The organism is Kitasatospora sp. NPDC032121 (assembly GCF_055580145.1).
Map to the genome: position 1 here is coordinate 118097 of NZ_JBVILX010000008.1, position 12811 is coordinate 130907.

A 12811-nucleotide genomic window follows, 5' to 3' on the forward strand; every position below is an offset into this window, starting at 1 on the left:
CGGTCAGCCCGTTCCCGCCCCGCCCGGGTCGGTCACGACGTGGGGTCATGCCCCCGGGGTCACCCCGGCGTCACTTCTTCCACTTGGTCAGCGGACCGTCGCTGGAGCTGAGGCGGCGGAAGGCGTAGACCGAGGCGCCGTCCGCCGAGAGCACGTACTCGTTGCTGCTGCTGCCGATGTTCATGCTGCTCGGCATGGTCATGGTGCCGAGGTCGGTCATCGAACCGTCGGTCGGCGAGAGCGTCACCAGTCGGGCCGGCTTGTTGTAGCCCTGGTCGACGATCGCGCGGACCTTGCCGTCCTTGTCCGTCCCGGCGACCAGGCGCATGTCGTTGCTGGCCGAGCCGGAGTTGGCCGACCACAGCCGCTTGCCGGTGGTCAGGTCGTAGGCGTTGATGCCGGCCTTGCTGCCGCTGACCTGGACGTACAGCGTGGTGCCGCTGACCACGTTGTGGGTGACGGCCTCGTCCTGGCCGGAGAGCCGCAGGCTGTCCGCGCCGGGCTCCTTGACGGACATCTGGTTGCCCGGCTTGTTGTCCTTGTCGAACGGCAGGATGTAGTCGCCCTGCGGGCCGCTGGACATCAGCAGCACCAGCGGCTTGTCCTGGATGACCGAGTCGACCTGCTCGATGTTGCCGGTGAGGGTGACCGGGGCGCTGGCCGGCTTGCCGGTCTCGGCGTTGACGATGACCAGCTGCGACTTCGGGCCGCTGGTGCCGTAGCAGCGGTCGCTGACCGCGATCTGGGCGCCGGCCGCCTTGCCGCGCAGGACGCAGTCCTTGTCGCGCGGCTGGTACTGCCAGGCCGGCTGGCCGTTGGCGATGTTCAGGGCACCGACCGCGTTGCCGCCGACGGCGACGACGTTCTCGGTGACGCTGAGGGTCGGCGAGGACATCCGGTCGGCCGAGACCTTGACGCTCCAGAGCAGCTTGCCCTGGGCCAGGTCGACGGCGCCGACGGTGGAGCAGTCGCTGTCACCGGTGTTGAAGGAGACGGCGGCGACGCCCTTGGAGTTGGGGGCGTACGAGGCGGTGCACAGCTCCTTGCTGCCGCTCGGGACGGGGATGGTCCACGCCTCCTTGCCGTCGCCCAGGTTGTAGGCCTTGATGCCGGAACCGTCGACGCGCACGGCGAGCTTGTCGGTGCCCCAGACGCCGAGCATCTGGGGCGAGCCGTCAGCGCCGGCCGGCTTGGGGGCGCTCCAGGCGACGTTGAAGGTGCCGCCCTTGGGGGCGGGGGTGGGACCGCTGCTGGTCCCGCCGTCGCCGGTGCCGCCGTCGCCGGTGCCGCCGTTGTCGCCGGCGACCGGGCCCGGGGTCGGGTCGGGGTCGTGCTTGGGGTCCTTGAGCAGGACGACCAGGGCGATCACGATCGAGATCGCCAGCACGCCGCCGATGATCCCGCCCCACAGCAGCACGGGGTTGCGCTGCTTGGGCGCGACGGGTGCGACGGGGTAGCTGTAGCCGGGCTGCTGCTGGTAGTTGTAGCCGCCCGCGTTGTACGCCTGCCCGGAGTCCGGGGCGCCGTACGCGCCGGGGACCGGGTCGTACGGGCCGACCGGTGCGGCGCCGGGCGGCGGCGGGGCCTGGGTGGGGAAGCCGGTCGCGGTCGGCGCGTACGCCGCGTACTCCGGGCTGCCGACGGGCGGTTGCGCGGGCGGCTGGGCCGGCGGCTGTGCGGGCGGTGCCGGTGGCTGGGCGGGCGGCGGGCCCGCGGGCGCGGCCGGGCCGGGGACGGCCGCGCCGTCGAGCTGCGTCATCTGGTCCGCGACGGCGGCCGGATCCACACCGCCGCCCGGCGGGCGTCCGAACGAGACGCCCCGGTTGTCCTGCGGACCGCTGGCGGGCGTTTCGCCTGCCCCCGGCGTAGGGTGATCCCCTGCCATCTGATTCCCCGTCATGTCTGGAAGCGTCCCCTGTCGGCGCCGGCCACGGCTCCGGTGGGACGGTGAGAATTGGGCACCATGCTAGTGGTGTGCGCATTTCGGCCGCCGCCAGGACCGCGGTTCCCCGTACCCGCAGGTCCAGGCCGTGCAACACCTTCACCCGCCGATCACCGCGCCCCCACGCCGGCGCCCGGTGTCCCGGCCCGCGCCGGCCCGCCGCCCTCCGCGCTCCCTTCCGCTCCCGTCCCTTCCGGCCGGGATCCCCGGCCCGGCCCCCGGGCCGTACCCTTCAGGAGTTGAAGGGGACACCCGGCGGAGGGGTCCCCGCCCTGGGAGGGTGGATCATGTCGACGGACACACCGGGCTCGCAGTCGTCGCTGCACCGGGCGAACCTGGAACGGGTGCTCCGCGCGGTGCGGATGGCCGGGTCGCTGACCCAGGCCGAGATCGCCCGCGGCACCGGCCTGTCCGCGGCCACCGTCTCCAACATCGTGCGGGAGTTGAAGGAGAGCGGCACCGTCGTGGTCGCCGACACCTCCTCCGGCGGCCGCCGCGCCCGCAGCGTCTCGCTGAGCGGGGACGCCGGCATCGTGGTCGGCATCGACTTCGGCCACACCCACCTGCGCGTCGCGGTCGGCAACCTGGCCCACCGGGTGCTGGCCGAGGAGAGCGCCCCGATCGACGTGGACGTCTCCGCCCAGCAGGGCTTCGACCGCGCCGAGGCGATGGTCGAGCGGCTGCTGGCGCAGGCCGGGTTCCGCTCCGACAAGGTGATCGGCGTCGGCCTCGGCGTGCCAGGACCGATCGACGTGGAGACGGGTGCGCTCGGCTCCACCGCGATCCTGCCCGGCTGGACGGGCATCGCCCCGGGCCGGGAGCTGGCCGAGCGGCTCGGCATGCCGGTGCACGTGGACAACGACGCCAACCTGGGTGCGCTCGGCGAGCTGGTCTGGGGCGCCGGGCGCGGGCTGAGCGACCTCGCCTACATCAAGGTCGCCAGCGGTGTCGGCGCCGGGCTGGTGGTGAACGGCCAGATCTACCGGGGGCCGGGCGGCACCGCGGGCGAGATCGGGCACATCACCCTGGACGAGGCCGGGCCGGTCTGCCGCTGCGGCAACCGCGGCTGCCTGGAGACCTTCGTCGGCTCCCGCTACCTGCTCTCGCTGCTGGTCTCCACCCTCGGCCCTGACCTCAGCCTGCCCCGCGTGGTCGAGCTGGCCCAGCAGGGCGACCTCGGCTGCCGCCGGGTGATCGCCGACGCGGGCCGGCAGATCGGCACCGGCGTCGCCACCCTGTGCAACCTGCTCAACCCCCGCCGGGTCATCCTCGGCGGCGACCTCGCCGAGGCCGGCGAACTGGTGCTCGGCCCGATCCGGGACTCGGTGGCCCGCTACGCGATCCCGAGCGCCGCCCGTCAGCTCTCGGTCGTCCCCGGCACCCTCGGCGGCCGGGCCGAGGTGCTCGGCGCGCTGGCCCTGGTGATGAGCGAGATGGGGGAGTCCGGCGCGCTCGGCCGCGCGTGAGGCCGCCGGCCGGGGCCGTCCCGAGCGGTCGGCTCCGAACGGCCGATCCTGAACGGTCAGCCTCGAACAGTCGTCTCTGAAGGGTCGGCTCCGAACGGTCGATCCCGGACGGTCCGACTTCCGAGCGGCCGGCCCGACCGCATAAGCATGCTCGAACGCGCGTGCGTCAATCCGAGATGACCCGCCTCCCCTGCCCGACCTCCCGGAACGGCACGACCGAACAGTGGTACCGGGCGCGCCGCTCGGTGTTCGGCAGGCGGACATTAGACTCGACCGGTCGGCACCGGCCGGGACCGTCGGCGTGCCACCGGACCGGGCAGCGACGCCCGTCGGACCGTCCGTGGTCCGCGAACACTGAACGAGGAGGAACGGGTGGCCCTGCTGACCCGCATTCGGGGACCGCGCGATCTCGACCGGCTCACGCCCGGACAGCTGGCCGCACTGGCCCAGGAGATCCGGACCTTCCTGGTGACCGAGGTCTCCAAGACGGGCGGCCACCTCGGCCCCAACCTCGGCGTGGTGGAGCTCACCATCGCGCTGCACCGGGTCTTCGACTCACCGCGTGACCGCATCCTCTTCGACACCGGTCACCAGAGCTACGTCCACAAGCTGCTCACCGGCCGCCAGGACTTCTCCCGGCTGCGGATGAAGGGCGGCCTGTCCGGCTACCCGTCCCGCGCCGAGTCCGAGCACGACGTGATCGAGAACTCGCACGCCTCCACCGTCCTGTCGTACGCCGACGGCCTGGCCAAGGCCAACCAGCTGCTGGGCAAGAACGACCCGGTCGTCGCCGTGATCGGCGACGGCGCGCTCACCGGCGGCATGGCCTGGGAGGCGCTCAACAACATCGCCGACGCCAAGGACCGTCCGCTGGTCATCGTCGTCAACGACAACGAGCGCTCGTACTCGCCGACCATCGGCGGCCTGGCCAACCACCTCGCCACCCTGCGCACCACCCAGGGCTACGAGCGCTTCCTGTCCTGGGGCAAGGAGGCGCTCCAGCGCACCCCGGTGGTCGGCCAGCAGCTGTTCGAGACGCTGCACGGTGCCAAGAAGGGCCTCAAGGACTTCATCGCCCCGCAGGGCATGTTCGAGGACCTCGGCCTCAAGTACATCGGCCCGATCGACGGCCACGACCTGACCGCCCTGGAGTCCGCGCTGACCAAGGCGCGCGGCTTCGGCGGCCCGGTGATCGTGCACTGCCTCACCGAGAAGGGCCGCGGCTACCACGCCGCCGAGAACAACGACGAGGACCGCTTCCACGCGGTCGGCAAGATCCACCCGGAGACCGGCCTGCCGATCCAGAGCGGCGGCGGGCAGAGCTGGACCTCGGTCTTCGCGGAGGAGATGGTCGCGCTCGGCCACGAGCGCGAGGACATCGTCGGCATCACCGCCGCCATGCTCCACCCGGTGGGCCTGGCCCCGTTCGCCGAGGCCTTCCCGGACCGCATCTTCGACGTCGGCATCGCCGAGCAGCACGCCGTCACCAGCGCGGCCGGCCTGGCCACCAACGGCCTGCACCCGGTGTTCGCGGTCTACGCGACCTTCCTGAACCGGGCCTTCGACCAGGTCCTGATGGACGTCGCCCTGCACAAGCTGGGCGTCACCTTCGTCCTGGACCGGGCCGGCGTCACCGGTGACGACGGCGCCTCGCACAACGGCATGTGGGACATGTCGATGCTGCAGATCATCCCGACCCTGCGGCTGGCCGCCCCGCGCGACGCCGACCAGGTCCGCGCCCAGCTGCGCGAGGCCGTCGAGGTCAAGGACGCCCCGACCGTGGTCCGCTACTCCAAGGGCACGGTCGGCCCGGCCGTCCCCGCGGTCGGCCGGGTCGGCGGCATGGACGTGCTACGCGCCGCCGAGGAGCCCTCCGGCGCCCACCGCGCCGATGTGCTGATCGTCTCGGTCGGTGCGATGGCCCTCACCAGCCTGGAGGTCGCCGACCTGCTGGCCGCCCAGGGCATCACCGCCACCGTGGTGGACCCGCGCTGGGTCAAGCCGGTGGACCCGGCCCTGCCGGGCCTGGCCGCCGAGCACCGGGTGGTCGTCACCATCGAGGACAACGGCCGGGTGGGCGGCGTCGGCGCGGCCGTGGCGCAGGCGCTGCGGGACGCGGACGTGGACCTGCCGGTGCGCGACTTCGGCATCCCGCAGGAGTTCCTGGACCACGCCAGCCGGGCCGAGATCCTGGCCGAGATCGGCCTGAACGCCCCGGACATCGCCCGGAAGGTGACCGCGCTGGTCGCCAAGCTGGACGCCGCACCGGTCAAGGCCTGACCGGGGCGGCGGTCCCCGTGGACCGCTCCCCGTTCCACCGACGACCGTTTGTCGTAACTCCGTAACAGTTCGTCGTAAGACAAGCTGACAATCGCACCGAAAGGCGGGACCGGCGCCACCGGCGCCGGTCCCGCCCGGTAGGTTGTCACCCGTGTCGACCCCCACCCGCCTCCGCCTCACCGGACTGGCCGAGCGCCTGCCCGAGCGCGTCCGTACCCGTGTGCTGACCGGGTACTGGACCAGGCTGGTGCCGGTTCTCGCGTTGGTCGCCCTGCTCACCCACATCCCCTCCTTCGCCCGTCCCGTCTGGAGCCCGGACGAGGGCTTCCTGGCCACCCAGGCCCGGATGCTGGCGGACGGCGGGGTGCTGTACGACACCGTGGTCGACCGCAAGCCGCCGCTGCTGCCCTGGCTCTACCAGGCCTGCTTCGCGGTCTTCGGCTCCGCCTCGCTCTGGCCGCTGCGCACCCTGGCGGTGGTGGCCCACCTGGTCACCGCGATCCTGCTGGCCTCGATCGCCCGCGGCCGCTGGGGCAACCGGGCCGGGGCCGGGGCCGGGCTGCTCTACCTGCTGGTCTCCATCGGGCTCTCCCCGGAGGACACCCAGGCGGCGACCTTCGAGGTCTTCATGCTGCCCGCCATGGTGGCCGCCTTCCGGTACGCCGAACGGCGCCGCTGGCTGGCCGCGGGCATCGCCGTCGCCCTGTGCTCACTGACCAAGCAGACCGGCGGCGCGGTGCTGCTGCCGGTGCTCTGGATGCTGTTCCAGGACGCCCGTCGGCGCGGGGTGCGCTGGCCGCCCGCGCTGTTCAAGATCGGGTTCGGTTTCACCCTGCCGATAGCGCTGGTCGCGGTGATCCTCACCAAGCCCAAGGGCTTCCTGTTCTGGGTGGTCACCGGCAGCGGCGACTACGCCTCCTTCGGCGGCGCCTGGCTCCAGATGCTCGGCCGGGCGTTCGGCAACTCGGCCATCCTGGCCGCGGCCGGCCTGGGCTTCCTGCTCCCGGTCGGGCGACGGCTCTGGCTCAAGTACCGCCACCGCCCGCTGCCGGTGGCCGGCGAGGAGCACGGCTCGACCACCGACCTGTGGGTCTGGCTGCTCTCCTCGGTCGTCGCGGTCAGCGTGGGCTTCCACTTCTTCGGCCACTACTACCTCCAGCTGATGCCGCCGCTGGTCCTGCTCGGCACCGGGGCGGTCGCCACCTCGGCGATCCGCTGGAAGCCCGTCCTGCTGTACACCACGGCCGCCGCCACGGTGTTCTGGTGCCTGGCACTGGCCTGGCCGGGGGAGCGGCTCAACCGCACCACCGAGGTGGCCACCGCCGTCGCCGCCCAGACCACCCCCAAGGACACCGTGCTGGTCTGGGGCATGCACCCCGAGCTCTACTGGCTGGCCGACCGCAAGCCCGCCAGCCGCTACCTGACCGCCGGCTTCCTGACCAACTACAGCGGCGGCAAGGACGGCAACCAGAACGTCGGCGAACAGTTCAGCGTCTCCAACGCCTGGCAGACCTTCGACAAGGAGCTCGCCAACGGCCTGCCCGAGGTCGTGGTCGACGACTCCGGCATCGCCCCGTACCAGCCGGTCATGGTCCCCAGGATCGAGAACCTGCTGGACACCCACTACGAGATGGTCGGCGTCTTCGCCGACACCGTGGTCTACCGCCTCAAGCACTGAGGGCACCGAGAGCGCCGAGAGCGCAGAGACCACCAGGACCCCCGAGGCCCCTGTACACGGAGTGAACGCCCGACAACTCCGTGCACAGCACATCGGACGGGAACCCCGTACACACGGAGGAGCCCCGGTGACCAATGGGTCACCGGGGCTCCTCCGTGTTCCGGGTGCGGGCCTTCCTTAGGCGGGCACCGAGGCCACACCGACGGCGAGGAACGGCTTGCCGTTCACCCGCTCGGAGATGCCCTCACGGTCCAGGTACGGGGTGATCCCGCCCAGGTGGAAGGGCCAGCCGGCACCGGTGATCATGCAGAGGTCGATGTCCTGCGCCTCGGCGACGACACCCTCCTCCAGCATCAGGCCGATCTCCTGCGCCACGGCCTCCAGGGCACGGGCGCGGACCTGCTCCTCGGTGAGCACCGAGTCGCCGAAGGACAGCAGCTCCAGCACCTCGGGGTCGAGGACCTGCTGGCCGTCCGTCCAGGTGTAGAAGCCGCGCTTGCCGGCCTTGACCACCTTGGCGAGGTTCTCGGAGACGGTGAACCGCTCCGGGAAGGCGCCGTGCAGGGTCTCCGAAACGTGCAGGGCGATGGCCGGGCCGACCAGCTCCAGCAGCACGATCGGGGACATCGGCAGGCCGAGCGGCTCGACGGCCTTCTCGACGTCGGCGATCGGGGTGCCCTCGTCGATGATGTTCTGGATCTCGCCCATGAAGCGGGTCAGGATCCGGTTCACCACGAACGCCGGGCGGTCCTTGCACAGGACCGAGGTCTTCTTCAGCTTCTTGGACACCGCGAAGGCGGTGGCCAGCGAGGCGTCGTCGGTGCTGTCGCCGCGGACGATCTCCAGCAGCGGCAGGATCGCGACGGGGTTGAAGAAGTGGAAGCCGACGACCCGCTCGGGGTGCTGCAGCTTCGAGGCCATCTCGGTGACCGACAGCGAGGAGGTGTTGGTCGCCAGCACGCAGGTCGGCGAGACGACCTTCTCCAGGTCCGCGAAGACGGTCTGCTTGACGCCCATCTCCTCGAACACGGCCTCGATGACGAAGTCCGCGTCGCCGAAGGCGGCGGCCTTGTCCAGCGAGCCGGAGACCAGGCCCTTGAGGCGGTTGGCCTTGTCCGGGCTGATCCGGCCCTTGCCGAGCAGCTTGTCGATCTCGGCGTGGACGTAGCCGACGCCCTTGTCGACGCGCTCCTGGTCGATGTCGGTGAGGACCACCGGCACCTCCAGACGGCGGGCGAACAGCAGCGCCAGCTGCGAGGCCATCAGACCGGCACCGACGACGCCGACCTTGGTGACCGGGCGGGCCAGCGACTTGTCCGGCGCGCCGACCGGGCGCTTGGCCCGGCGCTGCACCAGGTTGAAGGCGTAGATGCCGCTGCGCAGCTCGCCGCTCATGATGAGGTCGGCCAGGGCCGCGTCCTCGGCGTCGAAGCCGGCCTGCAGGCTCGCCTTGTCCGCCAGGTCGAAGTCCTTGGCGGCGGCGATGATGTCCAGCGCCTTGTAGGCGGCCGGGGCGGCGCCGTGCACCTTGCCGTCGGCGACCATGCGGCCCCAGAGGACGGCGTCGTCCCAGGCCTTGCCGCGGTCGATCGCCTCGCGCTCGACGACGACGTCGCCCTTGACGACCTTGGCGGCCCAGAGCAGCGACTGCTCCAGGAAGTCGGCCGGCTCGAAGATCGCGTCGGCGATCCCCAGCTCGAACACGTCCTTGCCCTTGAGCTGCTTGTTCTGGTTCATCGAGTTCTCGATGATGACCTTGACGGCCTTACCGGCACCCACCAGGTTCGGCAGGATGGTGCAGCCGCCCCAGCCGGGGACGAGGCCGAGGAAGACCTCGGGCAGCGAGAAGGCCGGGACGCCCGCCGACACCGTGCGGTAGTCGCAGTGCAGGCCGACCTCGACGCCGCCGCCCATCGCCGCGCCGTTGTAGAAGGCGAAGGTGGGGACGGGCAGCGAGGCGATCCGCTTGAAGACGTCGTGGCCGCCCTTGCCGATGGCCAGCGCGTCCGCGTGCTCCTTGAGCAGCTCGACGCCCTTGAGGTCGGCGCCGACCGCGAAGATGAACGGCTTGCCGGTGATCGCGGCACCGACGATCTTGCCCTCGGCGGCCTCGGCCTCGACCTGGTCCAGCGCCGCGTTCAGCTTGAGCAGCGAGCCCGGGCCGAAGGTGGTCGGCTTGGTGTGGTCGAAGCCGTTGTCGAGGGTGATCAGGGCCAGCTTGCCGGCCTGCAGCGGCAGGTCGAGGTGGCGGACGTGCGCGGTCGTGACGACCTCGCCCGGGAAGAGCTCGGCGCCGCGGGTGAGCAGCTCAGTGGTGTCGGCCATGGTCACTTACCACCCTCGAGCTCGGTGTTCCGGGTCTCTCCGCTCCAGTGGGGGTTCTCCCAGATGATGGTGCCGCCCATGCCGAAGCCGATGCACATCGTGGTCAGGCCGTAGCGGACGTCCGGGCGCTGCTCGAAGCGGCGGGCCAGCTGGTTCATCAGGCGCACGCCGGAGGAGGCCAGCGGGTGGCCGAAGGCGATCGCACCGCCGTACGGGTTGACCCGCTCGTCGTCGTCCGCGATGCCGAAGTGGTCCAGGAAGGCCAGGACCTGGACGGCGAAGGCCTCGTTGACCTCGAAGGCCTGGATGTCGTCGATGGTCAGACCGGCCTTGGCCAGCGCCTTCTCGGTGGCCGGCACCGGGCCGACACCCATGACCTCGGGCTCGACGCCCGCGAAGGCGAAGGAGACCAGGCGCATCTTGACCGGGAGGCCGAGCTCCTCGGCGACGTCCTCGGCGGCCAGCAGCGAGGCGGTGGCGCCGTCGTTCAGACCGGCCGAGTTGCCGGCGGTGATGTTGCCGTGCGGGCGGAACGGGGTCTTGAGGCCCGCCAGGTTCTCCATCGTGGTGCCCGGGCGCATCGGCTCGTCCACGGTGGCCAGGCCCCAGCCGGTCTCGCCGACCTCGGGGTTGGTGTTGCGGATCGTGATCGGCACCAGGTCGGGCTGGATGTCGCCGTTGGCGTACGCCTTGGCGGCCTTCTCCTGGGAGCGCACGGCGTAGGCGTCGCAGCGCTCCTTGGTCAGGTGCGGGAAGCGGTCGTGCAGGTTCTCCGCGGTCATGCCCATGAACAGGGCGGACTCGTCGACCAGCTTCTCGGAGACGAAGCGCGGGTTCGGGTCGACGCCCTCGCCCATCGGGTGGCGGCCCATGTGCTCGACGCCGCCGGCCACGACCACGTCGTACGCGCCGAAGGCGATGCCGCCGGCGGTGGTGGTCACGGCGGTCAGCGCGCCGGCGCACATGCGGTCGATCGCGTAGCCCGGGACGGACTTCGGCAGGCCGGCCAGCAGGGCGGCGGTGCGCCCGATGGTCAGACCCTGGTCGCCGATCTGCGTGGTGGCCGCGACGGCGACCTCGTCGATGCGCTCGACGGGCAGGTTCGGGTTACGGCGCACGAGCTCCCGGATGCACTTGACGACCAGGTCGTCGGCGCGCGTCTCGTGGTAGATGCCCTTCGGGCCGGCCTTGCCGAACGGGGTGCGGACGCCATCGACGAAGACGACGTCCCTCGCGGTACGAGGCACGGGGGCTCTCCTCCCAGGGACCAACATTTCGAGGTGGGCAGGCTGCCGCCGTCGAAGACCCGAGCGGCGCCGCATCACGGTCATGCTACCCGCCGGTAACCAACCTGCCCAGGCCCCTCGGAGGGATCTGACCATGTGTCCCCCGACACGTTCCCCGACCCGTCCGACCAGGAGCGTCCGTCCGGGGTACGACGAAGGGGATGTCGCCCGTACGGACGACATCCCCTTCCACCGGTGGCCGGATCGAGTCGCGGATCGGCCCGCGCCCCGATCAGCCCTGGGTCGCGGCCGCGGCAGCGGCGAACGCGGCGGCCACCGCCGGCGCCACCAGGTCCACCTGCCACTGCCGGGCGCCGAGCCCGCGCAGCGCGGCGGCCACGTGCTCCGGGCCCGGCTCGGCCGGCGGCTGCCAGGAGACCCGCCGGACCAGGTCCGGGGTGATCAGGTTCTCGGCCGGCACGTGGTACCGCTCGGCCAGCTCGGCGATCGCGCCGCGCGCGCCGGTGAGCCGGGCGGCGGCCACCGGGTCCTTCTCGGCCCAGGCCCGCGGCGGCGGCGGTCCGTCGTGCGGAGCGGTGGCCGGCGGCAGCAGGTTCTCCGGGATCTCCCGGCCGCGCTGCACGGCCGCCAGCCACTGCTCCAGCTGGCGCCGGTGCACCCGGGGGCCGAAGCCCTGGACGGCCTGCAGTGAGGCGATGGTCAGCGGCATGGCCAGCGCGGCGTTGACGATCGCGGCGTCCGCCAGCACCCGGCCGGGAGAGACGTCGCGCTCCTGGGCCATCCGGTCGCGGACCAGCCACAGCTCGCGCACCACGGCCAGCTGACGGCGGCGGCGGATCTTGTGCAGCTGCGAGGTGCGGCGCCACGGGTCGGTGCGCGGGGCCGGGCGGGGCGCGGCGGCGATCGAGGCGAACTCCTCCATCGCCCAGCCGAGCTTGCCCTGGGCGTCCAGCTCCCGTTCGAGTGCGTCGCGCAGCTCGACCAGCACCTCGACGTCCAGAGCGGCGTAGCGCAGCCACGGCTCGGGCAGCGGGCGGGTGGACCAGTCGACCGCGGAGTGCTCCTTGGCCAGGCTCAGTCCGAGGATGTTCTCGGTCATCGGCCCGAGGCCGACCCGGGGGAAGCCGGCGATCCGCCCGGCCAGCTCGGTGTCGAACAGGCGCCGGGGTCTCATGCCGACCTCGGACAGGCAGGGCAGGTCCTGGCTGGCCGCGTGGACGACCCACTCGGCGTCCTCGACGGCCCGGCCGAGCGCGCTGAGGTCCGGGCAGGCGATCGGGTCGATCAGGGCGGAGCCGGAACCCTCGCGGCGCAGCTGAATGAGGTAGGCGCGCTGCCCGTAGCGGTAGCCGGAGGCCCGTTCGGCGTCGATGGCCACCGGTCCGGTGCCCGAGGCGAAGGCGGCGACGATGTCGGCCAGCGTGTGCTCGTCCGCCACCACGGGCGGGATCCCCTCCCTCGGTTCGAGGAGCGGGACCGGGGCTGCTTCTTCTGGGATGGCTGCTACGGCGTCGGTCACCCCCCAAGGGTACGACGGTCCTCGCGGCCGGGAGTGTTGTCGGACTGGTCAGACTGTTGATCGCCCGCTCACCCGGGAGGGCGGCCGGGCCGGTGATCGGGTCGGCGAACGGGCCGGTGCGCGGGTCGTGCCCGGACCGCGCCCGGGGCGCTGCCGGGGCCGGGACCGCCCGCCCGCGGGGCGGGGTCCACACGCCGCGGGGTGGTGTCCACGCGCCGCGGGCACCGGGACGGCGGCGCACCAGCGGCCGAAGGGGAGACAGCTCGGCGGGGGGGGGGGGGGGGGGGGGGGGGGGGGAGGGGGGGGGGGGGGGGGGGGGGGGGGGGGGTGGGTGGGTGGGGCTGTGGTGTTTTG

General features: G+C 72.3%; 7 protein-coding genes. 3 read left to right on the top strand and 4 right to left on the bottom strand.

The features are described from left to right. Positions 1-70: 70 nt before the first annotated feature. On the bottom strand, positions 71-1759 hold the full coding sequence (locus tag ACZ5OX_RS21545) for an outer membrane protein assembly factor BamB family protein (RefSeq protein ID WP_465632060.1): 1689 nt from the start codon (positions 1757-1759) through the stop codon (positions 71-73). A gap of 470 nt (positions 1760-2229) precedes the next feature. On the opposite strand from ACZ5OX_RS21545, the gene ACZ5OX_RS21550 reads away from it, so the two are divergent. The 3 genes from ACZ5OX_RS21550 to ACZ5OX_RS21560 all read left to right on the top strand — a co-directional run bounded on the left by ACZ5OX_RS21550 (position 2230) and on the right by ACZ5OX_RS21560 (position 7366). Then, positions 2230-3408 (top strand): ROK family transcriptional regulator, encoded by a 1179-nt coding sequence (locus ACZ5OX_RS21550; RefSeq protein WP_465632062.1) that lies wholly within the window; start codon positions 2230-2232, stop codon positions 3406-3408. A gap of 372 nt (positions 3409-3780) precedes the next feature. Further along, positions 3781-5688, top strand: a complete 1908-nt coding sequence (gene dxs, locus ACZ5OX_RS21555; RefSeq protein WP_465632064.1) for a 1-deoxy-D-xylulose-5-phosphate synthase — start codon at positions 3781-3783, stop codon at positions 5686-5688. A gap of 151 nt (positions 5689-5839) precedes the next feature. Beyond that, complete coding sequence (locus ACZ5OX_RS21560) at positions 5840-7366, top strand: ArnT family glycosyltransferase (RefSeq protein ID WP_449789303.1); 1527 nt, start codon at positions 5840-5842, stop codon at positions 7364-7366. 177 nt (positions 7367-7543) lie between these two features. Here ACZ5OX_RS21560 and ACZ5OX_RS21565 read toward each other — a convergent pair whose 3' ends face one another. The 3 genes from ACZ5OX_RS21565 to ACZ5OX_RS21575 all read right to left on the bottom strand — a co-directional run bounded on the left by ACZ5OX_RS21565 (position 7544) and on the right by ACZ5OX_RS21575 (position 12457). Then, entirely contained in the window at positions 7544-9691 is a 2148-nt protein-coding gene (locus ACZ5OX_RS21565; RefSeq protein ID WP_465632066.1) for a 3-hydroxyacyl-CoA dehydrogenase NAD-binding domain-containing protein, read from the bottom strand. Between the two features lie 2 nt (positions 9692-9693). Further along, positions 9694-10938, bottom strand: coding sequence for a thiolase family protein (locus tag ACZ5OX_RS21570; RefSeq protein ID WP_392878599.1), 1245 nt, complete (start codon positions 10936-10938; stop codon positions 9694-9696). 271 nt (positions 10939-11209) lie between these two features. After that, the gene (locus ACZ5OX_RS21575; RefSeq protein WP_465632068.1) at positions 11210-12457 is read right to left on the bottom strand and encodes a ribonuclease D; all 1248 of its coding nucleotides are present in this window, start codon (positions 12455-12457) and stop codon (positions 11210-11212) included. Positions 12458-12811 lie beyond the last annotated feature (354 nt).

What these genes read in the sequence shown, in the direction of transcription:
- ACZ5OX_RS21545 (WP_465632060.1), bottom strand. Translation starts at nt 1,759, where the DNA reads ATGACGCAGCTCGACGGCGCGGCCGTCCCCGGCCCGGCCGCGCCCGCG.
- ACZ5OX_RS21565 (WP_465632066.1), bottom strand. Translation starts at nt 9,691, where the DNA reads ATGGCCGACACCACTGAGCTGCTCACCCGCGGCGCCGAGCTCTTCCCG.
- ACZ5OX_RS21550 (WP_465632062.1), top strand. Translation starts at nt 2,230, where the DNA reads ATGTCGACGGACACACCGGGCTCGCAGTCGTCGCTGCACCGGGCGAAC.